At 56.4% G+C, this 17,291-nt stretch carries 15 protein-coding genes; 10 read left to right on the forward strand and 5 right to left on the reverse strand.

What is annotated here, in order from left to right:
* The first annotated feature begins 460 nt into the window (after positions 1-460).
* Complete coding sequence (locus tag FJU30_RS07220) at positions 461-967, forward strand: E3 ubiquitin--protein ligase (protein ID WP_150434315.1); 507 nt, start codon at positions 461-463, stop codon at positions 965-967.
* Between the two features lie 293 nt (positions 968-1,260).
* Entirely contained in the window at positions 1,261-1,509 is a 249-nt protein-coding gene (locus FJU30_RS07225) for a GlsB/YeaQ/YmgE family stress response membrane protein (protein ID WP_150434316.1), read from the forward strand.
* Positions 1,510-1,597: 88 nt separating this feature from the next.
* Here the strand turns inward: FJU30_RS07225 and FJU30_RS07230 are convergent, their stop codons facing one another.
* Positions 1,598-2,248, reverse strand: coding sequence for a DUF421 domain-containing protein (locus FJU30_RS07230; protein WP_150434317.1), 651 nt, complete (start codon positions 2,246-2,248; stop codon positions 1,598-1,600).
* Positions 2,249-3,090: 842 nt separating this feature from the next.
* Here FJU30_RS07230 and folE point away from each other — a divergent pair.
* Together folE and yeiB are read left to right on the forward strand one after the other, a co-directional pair.
* Positions 3,091-3,756 (forward strand): GTP cyclohydrolase I FolE, encoded by a 666-nt coding sequence (folE, locus tag FJU30_RS07235; RefSeq protein WP_150434318.1) that lies wholly within the window; start codon positions 3,091-3,093, stop codon positions 3,754-3,756.
* Positions 3,757-3,891: 135 nt separating this feature from the next.
* The gene (gene yeiB / locus FJU30_RS07240; protein ID WP_150434319.1) at positions 3,892-5,064 is read left to right on the forward strand and encodes a DUF418 domain-containing protein YeiB; all 1,173 of its coding nucleotides are present in this window, start codon (positions 3,892-3,894) and stop codon (positions 5,062-5,064) included.
* A gap of 16 nt (positions 5,065-5,080) precedes the next feature.
* Here yeiB and sanA read toward each other — a convergent pair whose 3' ends face one another.
* Positions 5,081-5,857 (reverse strand): outer membrane permeability protein SanA, encoded by a 777-nt coding sequence (sanA, locus tag FJU30_RS07245; protein WP_150434320.1) that lies wholly within the window; start codon positions 5,855-5,857, stop codon positions 5,081-5,083.
* 194 nt (positions 5,858-6,051) lie between these two features.
* Complete coding sequence (rimO, locus tag FJU30_RS07250; RefSeq protein ID WP_150434321.1) at positions 6,052-7,371, reverse strand: 30S ribosomal protein S12 methylthiotransferase RimO; 1,320 nt, start codon at positions 7,369-7,371, stop codon at positions 6,052-6,054.
* Positions 7,372-8,149: 778 nt separating this feature from the next.
* Between rimO and FJU30_RS07255 the strand changes: the two genes are divergently transcribed.
* Both FJU30_RS07255 and FJU30_RS07260 read left to right on the forward strand, forming a co-directional pair.
* Positions 8,150-8,848: an EAL domain-containing protein gene (locus tag FJU30_RS07255; protein WP_150434322.1), complete on the forward strand. Its 699-nt coding sequence runs from the start codon at positions 8,150-8,152 to the stop codon at positions 8,846-8,848.
* A 402-nt stretch (positions 8,849-9,250) separates the two neighbouring features.
* Positions 9,251-10,336 (forward strand): PQQ-dependent sugar dehydrogenase, encoded by a 1,086-nt coding sequence (locus tag FJU30_RS07260; protein WP_150434653.1) that lies wholly within the window; start codon positions 9,251-9,253, stop codon positions 10,334-10,336.
* Between the two features lie 30 nt (positions 10,337-10,366).
* Here FJU30_RS07260 and FJU30_RS07265 read toward each other — a convergent pair whose 3' ends face one another.
* Entirely contained in the window at positions 10,367-10,987 is a 621-nt protein-coding gene (locus tag FJU30_RS07265) for a glutathione S-transferase family protein (protein WP_150434323.1), read from the reverse strand.
* 267 nt (positions 10,988-11,254) lie between these two features.
* Here FJU30_RS07265 and FJU30_RS07270 point away from each other — a divergent pair, with 267 nt between their 5' ends.
* The 4 genes from FJU30_RS07270 to FJU30_RS07285 all read left to right on the forward strand — a co-directional run bounded on the left by FJU30_RS07270 (position 11,255) and on the right by FJU30_RS07285 (position 15,365).
* A complete protein-coding gene (locus FJU30_RS07270; protein ID WP_150434324.1) occupies positions 11,255-12,097 on the forward strand; it encodes a MetQ/NlpA family ABC transporter substrate-binding protein in 843 nt (280 codons plus the stop codon).
* Between the two features lie 19 nt (positions 12,098-12,116).
* Positions 12,117-13,133, forward strand: coding sequence for a methionine ABC transporter ATP-binding protein (locus FJU30_RS07275; protein ID WP_150434325.1), 1,017 nt, complete (start codon positions 12,117-12,119; stop codon positions 13,131-13,133).
* Complete coding sequence (locus FJU30_RS07280; protein WP_150434326.1) at positions 13,126-13,785, forward strand: methionine ABC transporter permease; 660 nt, start codon at positions 13,126-13,128, stop codon at positions 13,783-13,785. Before FJU30_RS07275 ends, FJU30_RS07280 begins: the two co-directional genes overlap by 8 nt.
* A 431-nt stretch (positions 13,786-14,216) precedes the next feature.
* Positions 14,217-15,365 (forward strand): serine hydrolase, encoded by a 1,149-nt coding sequence (locus tag FJU30_RS07285; RefSeq protein WP_223881545.1) that lies wholly within the window; start codon positions 14,217-14,219, stop codon positions 15,363-15,365.
* A 220-nt stretch (positions 15,366-15,585) separates the two neighbouring features.
* On the opposite strand, the gene FJU30_RS07290 is transcribed toward FJU30_RS07285, so the two are convergent.
* Complete coding sequence (locus tag FJU30_RS07290; protein ID WP_150434328.1) at positions 15,586-17,274, reverse strand: aspartate:alanine antiporter; 1,689 nt, start codon at positions 17,272-17,274, stop codon at positions 15,586-15,588.
* Between the last annotated feature and the right edge of the window lie 17 nt (positions 17,275-17,291).

A 17,291-nucleotide genomic window follows, 5' to 3' on the forward strand; every position in this document is an offset into this window, starting at 1 on the left:
ATACCGTATCCGGGTAGCCCGTTTACGGGCCGTAAGTAATCCATAGATGCAAATGTCAGATCGTGATGCGCCTGTTAGGGCGCGGCTGGTAACAAAGCCTTACAGGCGCATATGAAAAACCTCCGGCCATGCCGGAGGATATTTATTGTCTGCTATATATTGGTTGACGGCGGCGGTATTTGCATCATTATCGCCAGGCGTTATCGGATAATTTGCTATTAAAAATACCGCCGCGTGATTAATAGCGATATTCGTTAATGGACGCAGGCGACGAAAAATAGCGTCGCAGATGCGAATGCCGGTCTAAGTTTAGGGCGCGTTTCATGGCGCTAAAACTAATAAGATATTGATTATAAAAATCTTATTTTCATCTCCGGGATTTGCTTTTCTGCCGGGATCGACCATAATATATGACGTCTATATCACATAATATACGAATCAATTTCAAGGAACAGTCATTATGAAACTGTGGAATAAAGTCATCTTTGCATCACTGATTGGCCTGCTGGTGGCGGGGTGTGATGATTCATCAAAGGTTGACGCTAATCTTGATAAGGCTAAAGACAACGCAGAGCAAATCAAAGATGCCGCAGCTGAAAAAGCAAATAAACTGACCGATGCCGCGAAACAACAGGCCGAGGCGATTAAACAGGATGCATCGGCCCAGGCAAAACAGCTGAGCGAACAGGCCGCGGCGATAAAAGATGAAGCGAGCAAAAAAGCGAATGCGCTGACCGACGCGGCTAAAGCGAAAGCCGCAGAGGTAAAACAGGATGCCAGTCAGACCAGCACGCAAATTGTCGAGCAGACAAAAAACATTCAGAACGATGCGATAAAAGGCGCGGGTGAACTTTCCGAACAGGCGAAAGCGAAAGCCGAACAGATTAAAAACAGCATCGAACAAAAAGCGGACAGTACTGATAACAACACCGCCGTGGCTGAGGGTCAGAAAGCAGAAAACAATTAATGTTGTATGCCCTAAATAATTCGAGGTGCAGGACAAAACGTTATCGTTTTGGACTGCGCTTGTGCTGCCCGCAGGGGGAGCATCAGGGATGGACCGAATAATTGAGCGCAACCAATGCGCCTGCAGCTTGGAGTATGTCGGGTATAATCTATGCTCAATAAATTTCGGGGGCGGGAAGGCGGCATGCGAGTGAATCACCGGACGTTTAATGTATTAGCGTCCGGTCTGCACGGACGATGCCAGCCGGCCAGCGCCTGAAATTGAGGGCATTATGTAAAGGCAAGGAGTTCAATATGGGTATTATTTCCTGGATTATTTTTGGTCTCATCGCGGGTATTTTGGCAAAATGGATCATGCCGGGCAAAGACGGCGGCGGCTTTATTATGACGGTGGTTCTCGGCGTTATTGGCGCGGTTGTCGGCGGCTATATCAGTACCTTCTTTGGCTATGGCCGGGTTGACGGATTCAATTTCGGCAGCTTTATCGTGGCGGTGATCGGCGCCATCGTGGTGCTGTTTATTTACCGTAAGATCCGTAGTTAACCGCATCAATCATGAGAAAAAACGCGGCGGATTTGAGCTGCCGCGTTTTTTTCTCCTCGCTTTTGTGTGCGGGTCCTGGCGCCGTCGGTTATTTAAGGCACTCGCCATCTTTAAGAATAAACATCAGTTTACCATCCCAGAATTCGGCGATAAACACATCATCACACTCGATATTGTGCCGCTTCATCTCATTGGTTAACCAGTCCTCGTCTTTTTCGATCCCGCGCAGTTCATCAGGACGGGTTTTGCCGTCTTTCATGATAATAACCGACGGCATTTCGGAACCTTCACACACCACCGTCAGCTGGCCGCTGGGCTCGATCTGCGCGTAGCTAATTTCCTGGAAGGAGTGAATCCCCTGAGCGTGTAGCTGCGACGCGACGTTCAGTATGTCGATTTTGCTCTTCTTGCGCAGAATATTATCCATCAGAAAGCGGCCCTTTTTTATAATGGGCAGAGGATCGCCGATGGCGACCGAACGGAAAAAATGCACATGTTTAGTGATAAAATTCAGCAGTGAAATAAGGCCGACGCCAATAAATAACACGATCACATACTGGTACAGCGGGATGCTGTCGCTATAGATAACGCCGCCGATAATTCCCCCCAGCACGAAGTTGCCGATAAAATCGACCGGAGTCATTTGTGAAAGTTGGGTTTTGCCGGATAAATTCAGGTGGGTAATAACAATGACAAAGCCGATGATGAATTTTATTAAAACGTAGCCGTAATATTCCATTTTTTTACCTGTCGATATTGAGATCCGTTATTTAGCATATATACCCTAAAAATGCGAATTGCAGGACAAAACGTTATCGCTTTGAATAACGCAACGCGGCGGCGCTTTAAGGGCGTGGCTGATTTATGCGCGCCGTAACGCGGCAAGCAAGCGGCGCATTCGTCGGGAACATGTTTGAACGCCGCTGGCGGCGCCCCCCGCAGAGATCACCGCCAGGAGACGGAATAATTAGCGCCGCCGGCGCGCCTGCAGCGTGAAGTATGACGAGTATAGTAAGCTAATGAATTAACGCCTTGCCGCGGATATTAATGAAGATAGCATATACGCTCAATAATTCGAGTTGCAGGGCAAAACCTGATCGTTTTCAACAACGCAGCGCGCCGGTCCTGTATCGGTGGGTAATAAAGCCAGCGTATAGGCAGCCTGCCGTATGGCGAATATCACGTTTTCTGCCGGTATTATTTGAGTGCGATAGTCGGCGTCGCCCGGGCGTCCGCGGCGCGCGGCGGATGATAACCTGAACCTATTTCATCTATCATGACATACAATCACTGGATCATCGTCTGTCTCTCCACTAGAGTGTGGGCCAGAAATTCTGGCGCGTACGGCGCCAGCCGAGTATACCCAAAATAATTCGAGTTGCGGGCAGGCGGTGACGCAGCGAGTCCTCAGGGGCTTACAGCGATAATCAACCGGACTGAGCGACAAATCTGCCGGGAGCGGATTTGAACGTCGCTGGCGGCGGTCCTGCAAGGGCGAGCCCCATGGACGGGACGAGTAACAACACCAACGCGCCCGCCGCTTGAGGTATGAAGGGTATAAGACCTGCTGGAGAATAATGAATGTCATCATCGCTAAGTAAAGAAGCCACGCTGGTGCATCAGGCGCTGCTGGCGCGGGGGCTGGAAACACCGCTGCGGGGTCAGATGCTGGATAGCGAAACGCGTAAACGCCGCATTACGGAACATATGACCGGGATTATGAATTTGCTTAGTCTCGATCTCAGCGATGATAGTCTGGCGGAAACACCGCAGCGTATTGCTAAAATGTATGTGGACGAAATTTTTTCCGGGCTGGATTACGCTAATTTTCCCAAAATCACCATTATCGAAAACAAAATGAAAGTGGACGAGATGGTGACGGTGCGCGATATTACCCTGACCAGCACCTGCGAGCACCACTTTGTCACCATTGATGGCAAGGCGACGGTCGCTTATATCCCGAAAGACGGGGTGATTGGCTTATCCAAAATCAACCGCATCGTGCAGTTTTTCTCTCAGCGCCCGCAGGTGCAGGAGCGTCTGACGCAGCAGATTTTGATTGCGCTGCAAACCCTGTTGGGCACCAGCAATGTGGCGGTTTCGATCGACGCCGTGCACTATTGCGTAAAAGCGCGCGGTATTCGCGACGCCACCAGCGCCACCACCACCACTTCGCTCGGCGGCCTGTTTAAGTCCAGCCAAAATACCCGCCAGGAGTTTCTGCGCGCGGTTCGCCACCATAACTGATCGTCAGCGCCGGGATAACATGTCAGAATGACAGCGGCTCCCGGCGCGCATGCGCCGCCGCGCCGGCACACAACCGGCATTGTCGTTTACCGCAATGTCATACGCCAGGCTCCCTTTTTCGTATCAGGTTAACGCATGTCGTCAGAAATTAATCCTGCTCCCGGCGTAAGTACGCCGCGCATCGCTACTCTGGATTTCGCCCGGGGCGTGGCGATCCTCGGTATTCTGCTGATGAATATCATCGCTTTCGGCTTGCCGAAGGCGGCCTATCTTAACCCGGCCTGGCAGGGGCAGCCCTCGACGGGCGACGCGCTGGCGTGGGCGCTGATGGATCTGGTGGCGCAGGCGAAGTTTTTGACGTTGTTCGCGCTGCTGTTCGGCGCCGGTATCCAGTTGCTGTTGCCGCGCGGCAGAGGTTGGGTGCACGCGCGTTTTTTCTGGCTGATGTTGCTGGGCCTGCTGCACGGCGTTTTCTTCTGGGACGGCGATATTCTGCTGGATTATGGTCTGCTCGGTCTGGTCTGCTACAGCATTATCCGCCAGTCGGAAGGCAGCCGCATGCTGCTGCGCAGCGGGGTACTGCTGTACGGCATCGGGCTGGGCATGCTGCTGGTATTGAGCAGGTTGCTCGGTTCGCAGCCCGGTAGCTACTGGCTGCCGGGCGCCCTCGATATCGCCCGCGAGGCGAGCTGGCAAATGCAGGGCGGGCCGGAAGCCTGGCGCCAGCGGCTGAGTTTGTTGTCCGACGGGCTGCTGTCGCTGGGCGTTCAGTACGGCTGGCTGCTGGCCGGTTCGATGCTGCTCGGCGCGGGGCTGATGCGCAGCGGCTGGCTGAAAGGGGAGTTTAGTCTGGCGCACTATCGGCGCGCCGGCTATGGGCTGGTGGCGCTGGGGCTGCTGATCAATGCGGCGGGCGTGGCCGGGCAGTGGCTGCTGGACTGGGAGTACCGCTGGTGCGCGCTGTTGCTGCAGTTCCCGCGCGAACTGAGCGCGCCGCTGCAGGCGATCGGCTATCTGGCGCTGTGTTACGCTTTCTGGCCGCGGCTGTGTCGCTGGCGTTGGGTGCGGCTCGTCACCGGGGTCGGCCGAATGGCGTTAAGCAATTATCTGCTGCAAACGCTGATATGCACCACTCTGTTTAATCAGTTCGGGTTATTTATGCGTTTCGATCGTCTGCAACTGCTGGCTATGGTGCCGTTGATTTGGCTGGCTAATTTGCTGTTCACCGCCTGCTGGCTGCGCTATTTCCCGCAGGGACCGCTGGAATGGGGTTGGCGCAAGCTGACCGGCTGGACGGCGGGACGCTGAAAAGGCCCGCCGTTGGTTAATCGGCGCCGGGCGTCCGCATTTCAGGCTGCTGTTGCGCCGACGGTTTACCGGCGGCGTCTTCCCGCCGCCTTTCCTGATCGGCCAGCTGTTGCGGCGTGACCGCCGGATAATCCTGTACGTCGTGCGGGATCTTATGTTCCGCCGGAATCGGAATGAGCGGGCCGAGGAAACGCGGTTCGCGCTTCAGCAGGTAGAGATCGTTCAGCGCGCCGATGCGCGCCGCGATCTCGCGCAGCCTGACGGTCAGCATATTTTTCGGCGCCGGCACGGCGTAGCACTGCGCCTGAATACCGAGGTGCTGCGCGATAAACAGCGCCCGTTCACAGTGAAAGCGCTGGGTGATGATGGTGAAATCGTTGGTGTCGAACACTTTGCGGGTGCGCACAATCGAATCCAGCGTGCGAAAACCGGCATAATCCAGCACGATGTCGCCCGGCGGCACGCCGGCGCCGATCAGATCGCGGCGCATAGTCATCGGTTCGTTATAACTCTGCAGGGCATTGTCGCCGCTAAGCAGCAAATAATTAACCTTACCGCTGTTATAAGCGTTCAGCGCGCCCTGGATGCGATACAGATAATATTGGTTAATCACCCCGGTGCGCAAATATTTCGCGGTGCCCAGCACGACGCCGACCTGACGATGCGGAAGCGCCTGCAGATCGTCATAAACGTCGGGAGCGGTTTTCCAGCCGATCCAGCGATCGAGCGCAATTGCTGAAAGTACCAGCGCGCCGACGGCGATTAACAGACTGAATATCAGGCGCTTCCACATGCTGTTGTCTTAATCCAGAGGGAGATTGAATCATGGTTCAAGGCTACTTTACCCGCCGGTTTGACGCAAGGCGCAGGTAGCGTTATCGGGTGTTGTTGCAGTATTTTTCAGCGTATGGCGGGAAATGGTCTGGTCGCGGTTCGGGCGTCAGCGGATGGCCGACGCCCGCCGCAGCGGCGCGCCGGCCCATTGCGTTACATTTTGCTGCCCCACAGATCGTATTCGTCGGCGTGTTCGATCTTCACCCTGACGATGTCGCCGACGTTTACCCCGCGTTCGCCATTCAGGTAAACAACGCCGTCGATTTCCGGCGCGTCGGCCATGCTGCGGCCGATGGCGCCTTCTTTATCGACTTCGTCGATCAACACCAGCAGTTCGCGGCCCACTTTTTCCTGCAGGCGCGAAGCGGATATTTGCTGCTGTAGCTGCATAAAGCGGTGGAAGCGCTCTTCTTTCACCTCTTCCGGCACCGGATCGGGCAACTGGTTGGCGGTCGCGCCTTCCACCGGGCTGTATTTAAAGCAGCCGACCCGATCCAACCGCGCTTCCCGCAGGAAATCCAGCAGCATCTGGAAATCCTCTTCGCTTTCGCCGGGAAAGCCGACAATAAAGGTGGAGCGCAGCGTCAGCTGCGGACAAATTTCGCGCCAGCGTTTGATGCGTTCCAGCGTGCGCTCCACGGCGCCTGGACGCTTCATCAGCTTCAGGATTTTCGGACTGGCGTGCTGCAGCGGAATATCCAGATAGGGCAGGATCTTGCCGGCGGCCATCAGCGGGATCGCCTCATCGACGTGCGGATAAGGATAAACATAGTGCAGACGCACCCATACGCCCAGCGTCGCCAGCTGTTCGCACAGACTCAGCATGCTGGTTTTGACCGGCTGGCCGTTCCAGAAGCCGGTACGCTGTTTCACGTCCGCGCCGTAGGCCGAGGTATCCTGCGAGATAACCAGCAGCTCTTTTACCCCCGAGTCGACCAGGCGTTTGGCCTCGTCCAGCACGGAGCCGATAGGGCGGCTGTCCAGATCGCCGCGCATGGAGGGAATGATGCAGAAGGTGCAGCGATGGTTACAGCCTTCGGAAATCTTCAGATAGGCGTAATGACGCGGCGTCAGTTTCACGCCCTGCGCCGGGACCAGACTGGTGAAGGGATTGTGCTGCGGCTTAGGCACATATTGATGAACGTGCGACAGAACCTGTTCGTAGCTGTGCGGTCCGGTGATTTCCAGCACCTTAGGATGCACTTCACGGATCTGATTTTCTTTCGCGCCCAGACAGCCGGTGACGATCACCTTGCCGTTTTCATTCAGCGCTTCGCCAATGGCTTCCAGCGACTCCTGCACGGCGCTATCAATAAAGCCGCAGGTATTGACGATAACCAGCTCGGCATCATCATAACGCGGCACGACCTGATAGCCTTCGGTGCGCAGCTCGGTGAGAATACGTTCGGAGTCGACCAGATTTTTCGGGCAGCCGAGCGAAACGAATCCAATGCGTGGTTGCGTAGGGGTCATAGTTTGTGACATTAACATTACTCAATATGATGATAAATACGGCGGCGATTCTACCGGGGTCAGGACCAAAATTGTACAGTTATCTTCGCCGCCAGGGCGAGAGAGATGATGCCGGCGCGGCGGCTAAATCCGGGCCGATGTCCTTTTATTTTCTATCCCTATGATGATGTTGCTATTATTGATCGTAATTTTGGTCGTGCGCGATGCCTCTCTCGCTGGATGTCGATACGGCTTCCGACCAATGCGCTCCCGGCTGTTTCTGACGATGAACGTTTTTCGTCGCCGGTCACTGTTGTGGTTAGTCGCAACGGCTCATCGGTTAACGGTGTAACTTACTTAGCCTTGTGTCCGTTATTAGTTAGTGGTCAGGCTCAGCCAGCGGAAACGCTAACTTAGAGACAAAAGCCGTCCGGAGATGGCGGATCAGGCGCTCTGTCCGGGTTCAAAATGACAAGTGAAAGATACCGCCCATACCTCTGGCCGCGGGTACGCTGGCTGCGTTATCTGTCCCATTCATTGGCCTCTCCCCAGTGGGGCCGCAGATCGCGGCGTTCAAATCTATTCCCGACGGTTTGTCGCCGCGGGTAAATCATCCAAAATAAGTCATAAATAAAAGTGATAATAAAAATATAATTAACCAGTTATATTTGTTTTAACGATCGATCGGCTGAAATTGATAGGTTTAATCATCGATTTTAACGATCGATATATTTATATTAATCATTTAAACTGATTTTATACTTAAACTATTAGTTTCTTAACCACGGACAGTACAGCTATGCTGAAGCTCCGTTTTTCGATTTTATGTGAGTACATAGCAGAACCGATAAGAGAACTGGATGGTAAATTACTGGGCGTCGAGGTTCTGACGCGTTTCAATACCGGCAGTTTTACGCAGGGCCGGATCGATGCGGAGTATTTTGTGTCGCGATTAATCGTGGATACCAAACGCCGCTTGCTTACCAGCCAGTTGCAGGAGATAGGGCGCAAAGCCGCTTTTTTTATCCGTTACCGGCTGCTGTGCTCCGTCAATATCGATTTTGACATGGCTTCTATTATCCTCGACAACCAGGAGGTGCGCGACTTGCTGGACAATTTGCCGTTTGTCCGGCTGGAAATCTCCGAGCGCTTTCCCAATCTTGACGCCGGTATGAAAAACCCCACGCTGAAAGCGCTCAAAGAACGCTACGGTTGTTTATGGCTGGACGATCTCGGGGTGGGCAACGCCAACTATGAAGCCGTGCAATCATGCTGTTTTGAAACGGTGAAAATTGATAAGAGTTTCTTCTGGCATCATTGCAATACTCAGATGTGGCCGGCGATTTTGCACAATATCGGCCTGTATTGTGATCGAATTATTATTGAAGGCGTGGAAAGTTACGACCATCTGGCGCAGATGCATGAACAGGGGAACATCGGCATTCAGGGTTTTCTGTATAAAGGCGTGCCGCTGAGCCTCGTTGAAACGCTAATCTGACGATTTGAGGGCGAAAAACGAACGGTATCTCCGTTATTGCCAACCGTCTTTGCGTCGGCGAGGCCGGCCGGTCTGACGCAGGTCGATGAACCATATTCGCCGTCCCGGCTTATTCTGGCGCGCCCCGTATTCGGGTCGTTCTGTTCAGTCGTTTAACGCGCCGCCGCAACCGTTAGCTCCGCGCCTCTCCGGTATCCGCAGTCTCCGAATCCCACAATAAAGAGAGCTTATTGCCTGGCGATTGCCGCCTGATCAACGTGCCGCCCCTTTCTTCAGTAAATGTAAATCATCCGTTCATTTTTTGCTCATCGCCCGTCGGGCGCCTAAATTTATAGCACGCTGTCTGCAAGGAGACGCCCCATGTCGCACTGTTTTTCCGTCGCGCTGGCGCTGTGCGGCGCTATGCTGCTGTCCGCCGCCGCATCGGGCGCGGAATCGCTTGAGGTGAGTGAATTACAGGATGAACTGAGTCACCCCTGGTCGCTGGACTTTCTGCCGGACGACGGCGGATTATTGATTACCGAGCGCGACGGACGGCTGCGCCGCTGGCGAGCCGACAGCGGTCTGTCCGCGCCGATCGCCGGCGTGCCGGCGGTGTACGCCAGATCGCAGGGCGGTCTGTTCGATGTGGCGCTGGCGCCGGACTTTCCCCGCAGCCGCCGCGTGTATTTGAGCTTTGCCGAGGCGGACGCCAGCGGGCGCGCCGGCACGGCGGTGGGCTATGGACGCCTGTCGCATGATGATACGCGGCTGGATGATTTTACGGTGATTTTTCGTCAGCAGCCGAAGTTATCCAGCGGCAGTCATTTCGGCGGCCGGCTGGTTTTCGATCGCGCGGGATATCTGTTTGTCGCGCTGGGGGAAAACAATCAGCGCCCGACGGCGCAGGCGCGCGACAAACTGCAGGGCAAAGTGGTCCGCCTGACGGCGGAGGGCGGCATTCCCGCCGATAACCCCTGGGTCGGTCAGACGGGCGTGCGAACGGAAATCTGGTCGCTGGGGCACCGCAATCCGCAGGGGATGGCGCTCAATCCGTGGAGCGGCGCGCTGTGGCTGAATGAACACGGACCGCGGGGCGGCGATGAAATTAACCTGCCGCTGGCGGGAAAAAATTACGGCTGGCCGCTGGCGACGCACGGCGTCAACTACAGCGGGCTGAAGATCCCGGAAGCGCAGGGCGAGGGCGCGCCGGGCACCGAGGCGCCGCACTATGTCTGGAAGAAATCGCCCGGCGTGAGCGGCATGGCGTTCTATGACAATGCCCGTTTCCCGTCGTGGCGGCGCTCGCTGTTTATCGGCGCGCTGGCGGAGCAAAATCTGATTCGTCTGCGGCTGGACGGCGATAGCGTGATCGGCGAAGAGCGCCTGCTGAGCGATCGCCATGAGCGGATCCGCGATGTGCGCGTCGGGCCGGATGGTTATCTGTATGTCCTGACCGATGAGCGCAACGGCAAGCTGCTGAAGGTCGGGCTGAAAACGGCGCAATAACCCGCGCGCGCCGGCCGCTGCGCCCGGACGTCAGGTCAACGGCAACATTACCGTTTCACGGTAGGCCGGACGTTGCGTCAGTTGTTGATACCAGCGCGTCAGGTGCGGATGAGGCGCGCGGTCGATCGCCATATTAAACCAGCCGTAGGCCAGACAGCCGAGAGGAATATCGCCAACGCCGAAGCTGGCGCCGCTCAGCCACGGCTGGCGAGCCAGCGCCCCGTCGACAATGGTGAGCAGCCTTTCACACTCGGCCATGCCTTTTTCTACCGCCTGCTCATCACGTTGTTCCGGCGCGGTGCGCACCAGGTTGATAAACACGCTGATAAACGGAATCGCCAGCGTCTGCGACCAGTCCATCCATTTTTCCGCGCTGGCCTGTGCGGCTGCATTCGGCAGGTGGAGCGGCGAATCTTTGCCGTAGCGCGCGACCAGGTAACGCACGATGGTATTGGATTCCCACAGCACCAGATCGCCATCCTGCAGGCAGGGGATCAGACCGTTCGGGTTCATGGCCAGGTAGTCCGCCTCTTTGTTGCGGCCGAACTGGCCGCCCGCCAGGATATGTTCAAACGGCAGGGCCAGTTCGGCCGCGCACCACAAGACCTTTTTCACATTGGTGGAGTTGGTTCTTCCCCAGATGGTCACCATAACAAACCTCGCAGAATATGCCCGTCATTCTTCAGGCCGCAGGCGTGATCGCTCGCTCCGTCCCTGGACTTCATCCTGCGGGCTGCCGTGTTCCCGCAGCCCGAATTATTTCGGCTATCGATGAAAAGAAATGCGCTGCCGGTCTACCGGCCGGCGGGTCGCAAAGTGGTCGAGAAATAATGATATATCTTTTTAGTATTTATGGTTTAATTTCTCTCTCCTGATAATGAAATCCCTGATGATTTTGTGTAATTAAGGTTTAATTTTATGAAATTCTCTTATCGTATCCGCGCGGCGCTCGGTGTCGCGTTGCTGGCCTGCGGGATGCCGCTGGCGATGGCCAATAGCGACCCGCAGACCATCGTGTTTGGCGTGGCGCCGGGGCCTTATGGCGATATGGTTAACCAGGCGATCAAACCTGAACTGACGAAGAAGGGCTACAAAGTCGTGGTGCGCGAGTTCAGCGATTACGTGCAGCCCAACCTGGCGCTGTCCAACGGCAGTATTGACGCCAACCTGTTCCAGCACACGCTGTATCTGGATAAATTCGCCGCGGATAAAGGACTGAAGCTGACGAAACTGCTGACGGTGCCGACCGCCAGCATGGGACTTTACTCGCGTAAGATTCATTCTCAGGATGAGCTGAAAAAAGGCGATATCATCACCTTATCCAACGATCCGACCAACCTGGCGCGCGGCCTGCGTTTCCTGCAGGCGCAGGGATTGATCACCATCAAAGCGGATATCGACCCGACCAAAGCCTCGGAAAAAGATATCGTCGCCAATCCGCGCGGCCTGGTGTTCAAACCGCTGGAGGCGGCGCAGCTGCCGCGCACGCTGGACAGCGTCACGGGCTCGCTGATTAACGGTAATTTTGCGCTGGCCGCCGGTCTGAAGCTCTCTTCCGCGCTCAGTCTGGAAACGCTGGATGAAAATCTGAAAAACGTGATTGTGGTGCGCAGCGCCGATGTGGATAAACCTTTTGCCAAAGATATCAAGGCGATTGTGGAATCTCCGGCCTATGCGGCGGTGATCAACGATCCGGCCACCATGTTCAGCCAGTTCCAGAAACCGGACTGGATGCTGACGCCGCAAAACGCAGCAAAATAACAGGGTGGGCGGACAGATAATGATTCAGTTAGAGAGTGTCTGCGTTGACTTTCCGCAAGGTAAGGAAGGCGGGACACGCGCAGTGGATAATGTCAGCCTGCATATCCGCAAGGGCGAAATTTATGGCATCGTGGGCACCAGCGGCGCGGGTAAAAGCACGCTGCTGCGCACCATTAATTTGTTACAGCGCCCCAGCAGCGGAGTGATCAACGTCAACGGGGTGAAAGTCAGCGATCTGCACGGCAAAGCGTTGCGCGAACAGCGACAGAAAATCGGCATGATCTTCCAGCATTTCAATTTAATGCAAACGCGTACCGTGGCGGAGAACGTGGCGTTCAGCCTGAAGGCGGCCGGACAGTCCGCGCAGACCATCGCCCGGCGCGTGCCGGAAATTCTGGCGCTGGTCGGGCTGTCCGATAAGCGCGACGCTTTTCCGGCGCAGCTGAGCGGCGGTCAGAAACAGCGCGTCGGTATCGCGCGCGGCATCGCCAACCATCCGGAAGTGCTGCTGTGCGATGAGCCGACCTCGGCGCTGGATCTGGATACGTCGGCCTCTATTCTGGCATTGCTGAAAGAGATCAACCGTCGGCTGGGCATTACGATTGTGCTGATCTCGCATGAGATGAGCGTAATTAAAACCGCCTGCGATCGCGTCGCGGTGATGACCGGCGGCCGGGTGGTGGAAGAGGGCGACGTGTTCGATATTTTCGCCACGCCGCAGCACGATTTCACCCGCCAGTTGGTGGCCCACACTTTGAACCTCGAACTGCCGGCGCGTCTGATGGAAGGGCTGCAGGGCACCCTGTTGAAAATCATGTTCGTCGGCGAATCGGCCGAGCAGCCGGTGCTCTCCGACGTGGCAACCCGTTTTGGCGTTTCGATCAATATTCTGCATGGCAAAATCGAGTATATCGGCAATCGCGCGCTCGGTTTGCTGGTGGCGTTGTTGACTCATCCGTCCGATCCGGCGCAGGTTGAAGCAGCGGTGACGCATATCCGGCAGAGAACGGCGCAGGTGGAGGTGTTACATGGCTGATTTATGGGCTGATTTGCTGGCTGCGTTTGGCGAAACCTTCCAGATGGTCGGGATCTCCACCCTGTTCGCGCTAATTGGCGGGTTGCCGCTCGGTATGCTGATTTATGTAACGGACCGGCATCTATTCTGGGAAAATCGCTTCCTGTATTTGCTGAGCACGGTGCTGGTGAACATTATCCGCTCGATTCCGTTTGTCATCCTGCTGGTGCTGTTGCTGCCTTTGACCCAGATTCTGCTGGGCAACACCATCGGGCCGATTGCGGCGTCGGTGCCGATGTCGGTGGCCGCCATCGCCTTCTATGCTCGTCTGGTCGACAGCGCGCTGCGCGAGGTCGACCCGGGCATTGTCGAGGCGGCGGAAGCCTTCGGCGCCAGCCCGCTGCGCATCATCGGCACGGTTTTGCTGCCGGAGGCGCGGGCCGGCCTGCTGCGCGGGCTGACCATCACGCTGGTCAGTCTGATCGGCTATTCGGCGATGGCCGGTATTGTCGGCGGCGGCGGGGTAGGCGACCTGGCTATCCGCTTCGGCTACTACCGCTATGAAACGCAGGTAATGATCGTAACGGTTATTGCGCTGGTGATTCTGGTGCAGGTGGTGCAGACGCTGGGCGACTGGCTGGCGAAACGCGCCGATAAACGCGAACGGCGCTAACGCCGTTCTTCGGGTCTGGCGTCCTGACGGTTAGCGCGGCGCCAGACTTTTCTCTTTCCCCCTCGCTGTTTCGATCCTCTCTTTGCGCCGCGTTTGCATCCCGCATTCCAGGACATCTCTAATAAACTTTAGAAAACTTTACTGACATTCTGTTTTATCGCTCGGGACATCACGTTACTTTTAGCAACGTTGTGCAAGATAATATATCCCCATTTTTTTCGGGTTACCGGCGCGCCGAGCGGGTAATCCGCGCCTTCCGGCGCACGGGGATCGGTTGATTTGCCTGCGAGCCGCTTTCTGAACGTTATTGGGCTGAGTTAAAACCCCGCCCGCTTCTGTGTATTCCGTTCCGGCTGTTATTGACGATCTTGAAAGGATACTGTGGCCATATCATGAAAAAAAATGTTTCCTCTTTCCGATTGACCGTGCTGATGCTGACCTCGGCATGGTTGGCTTGTTCATCACAGGCGGCGGAGCAGGCGCCCGCCGCGCCGCAGATCGACGCCAAAGCCTTTATTTTAATGGATTACCACAGCGGCAAAGTGCTGGCTGAAGCCAATGCCGATCAGCGACTTGACCCGGCCAGTCTGACGAAAATGATGTCCAGCTATGTGATTGGCCAGGCTATCAAGGCCGGCAAGATTGGGCCGAGGGATATGGTGACCGTCGGGCGTGACGCCTGGGCGACGGGCAATCCGGCGCTGCGCGGCTCTTCGCTGATGTTCCTTAAACCCGGCGATCATGTGGCGGTGGAAGATCTGAATCGCGGTATCGTCATTCAGTCCGGCAACGACGCCAGCATCGCGCTGGCCGACTATGTGGCCGGCAGTCAGGACGCCTTCGTCAGCCTGATGAACGGCTATGCCAACACCCTGGGTCTGCAAAATACCCACTTCCTTACGGTGCACGGGCTGGACGCGCCGGGGCAGTACAGCACCGCGCGCGATATGGCGCTGATCGGTCAGGCGTTGATCCGCGATGTGCCCGGGGAATATGCGCTCAATAAGGAAAAGGAGTTTGTCTTTAATAACATTCGCCAGCCAAACCGTAATCGCCTGTTGTGGAGCAGTAATCTTCAGGTCGACGGCATCAAGACCGGCCACACTTCCGGCGCCGGGCACAGTCTGGTGGCCTCGGCGGTGGACGGCGGCATGCGGCTAATTTCCGTGGTGCTCGGCGCCCCGGGCGACGCGGAGCGTTTTCGCGAAAGCGAAAAGCTGCTGACCTGGGGATTCCGTTTCTTTGAAACGGTGGTGCCGGTGAAAGCGGATACGGTGTTCACCAGTCAACGGGTGTGGTTCGGCGCGCACAAAGAGGTGAAGCTGGGCGTGGCGCAGGATGCGGCGCTAACGATTCCGCGCGGCCAGATGAAAAATCTGAAGGCCAGCTATACGCTAAACCAGCCCCGGCTGGAGGCGCCGCTCGGCAAGAATCAGGTAGTGGGCGCCGTTAATTTCCAACTGGACGGACAAAGCGTGGCCCGTCATCCGCTGGTGGTGCTGGAGGCGGTGCCCGAAGGCGGGCTGTTCAGCCGGCTGTGGGACTATGTGCTGATGAAGTTCGACCAGTGGTTCAACTGACGGCGCGGGCGTCGACTCCCCGGCGGGCAAGCGCGATGCAAGGGGACAGAAAAGAAAACGCCCATCGACCTTGAACCTGAATGGCGGGGTCGATGGGCTCCTCAATATGGGGACATCAAAGAAAAGCAGTGGCACTTATTCTGACTTTGCGGCGGGTAAAAAGTTCTCCGCCGCAGAAAAATTTTTTACCAAATATTTACCCTTTCCAGCCGATAACGTTTCAACCCGGCAATTCCGGCCAGATGATGACAATCAGCGAACCGGCCAGCGTCAGCAGCACGTTGGCGATGGCGTAGGTGCCGGCATAGCCCAGCGCCGGGATATTGCTGCGCGCGGTGTCGCTGATGATCTCCATCGCCGGCGCGCAGGTGCGGGCGCCCATGATGGCGCCGAACAGCAGGGCGCGGTTCATGCGCAGAATGTAAGCGCCAAAAAGGAAGCAGACCACTACCGGCAGCAGACTGACCAACAGGCCGGATATCACCATTTGCCCGCCGACCTGGCCGAAGCTGTTGCCGATGGAGCCGCCGGCGCTCAATCCCACGCCCGCCATAAACACCATCAGACCGAACTCTTTGACCATATTCAGCGCGCCCTGCGGGATGTAGCCGAAGGTTGGATGGTTGGCGCGCAAAAAACCGAGCATAATGCCGGCAAACAGCAGCCCGGCGGCGTTGCCGATGCCGAAGGTAAAGTTGCTGAACTGGAAGGTGATCAGGCCGATCATGATGCCGATAACGAAGAAGGCGCAGAAGGCCAGCAGGTCGGTGACCTGACTGTGAATGGAAATAAAGCCGATGCGGTCAGCGATGCTTTTGACCCGGCGCGCGTCGCCGCTTACCTGCAGCACATCCCCTTTGTTCAGAACCACCCCGTCATCAATAGGCATCTCGATCTGGCTGCGGATGATGCGGTTAAGGAAGCAGCCGTGGTCGGTTAGTTTCAGCTGACTCAGGCGCTTCCCGACGGCGTTATGGTTTTTCACTACAATTTCTTCGGTGACGATACGCATATCCAGCAGATCGCGATCGAAGACCTCTTTGCCGTCGCGGAAATTGGGGTTCAGTCGGGCGTGCGCATCGGGGTAGCCCACCAGCGCGATTTCATCGCCGATCTGCAGCACGGCGTCGCCGTCCGGGCTGGCCAGGATACCGTTGCGTCGAATGCGTTCGATATAGCAGCCGGTCTGACGGTAGATCCCCAATTCGCGCAGGTTTTTGCCGGCCGCCCAATCCACCAGCTCCGGTCCGACGCGGTAGGCGCGGATGACCGGCAGATAGATTTTACGCTGACTGTCGGCGTCCAGGCCGCGTTCGCGCGCGATTTGCTGGGCGCTGGTCGGCAGATCCTGATGCTGCAGCCTGGGCAGATAGCGGGCGCCGAAAATCAGGCTGACCAGTCCGATCAGGTAGGTGAGCGCGTAGCCGAGGCTGAGATGATCCTGTTCCAGCCCCAGATTCGGACCGTTGGTGAGGGTACTGCGTAGCGTATCGCCGGCGCCGACCAGCACCGGCGTGGAGGTCATGGAGCCAGCCAGCATCCCGGCGGTCAGGCCGATATCCCAGCCGAACAGTTTCCCCAGCCCCAGCGCCAGGATCATGGCGCTGATGACCATCACCAGCGCCAGCATCAGGTAGTTTTTGCCGTCGCGGAAGAAGATGGAAAAAAAGTTGGGACCGGCCTCAACGCCGACGCAAAAGATAAACAGCATAAAGCCGAGGCTAAGCGCTTCCGTATTCACGGTGAAGTGCTGCTGCCCCAGCAATAACGAGACGACCAGCACGCCGATCGAATTGCCGAGCTGTACCGGCCCCAGGCGCAATTTTCCCAGACAGAGTCCTAATGAAAGAACCACGAATAACAGCAGAATGTAATTCCCGTTTAACAAATCAGCGACGTTTATATTCATGGTATGTAACTTGTTGT

The sequence above is a fragment of the Affinibrenneria salicis genome (assembly GCF_008710095.1).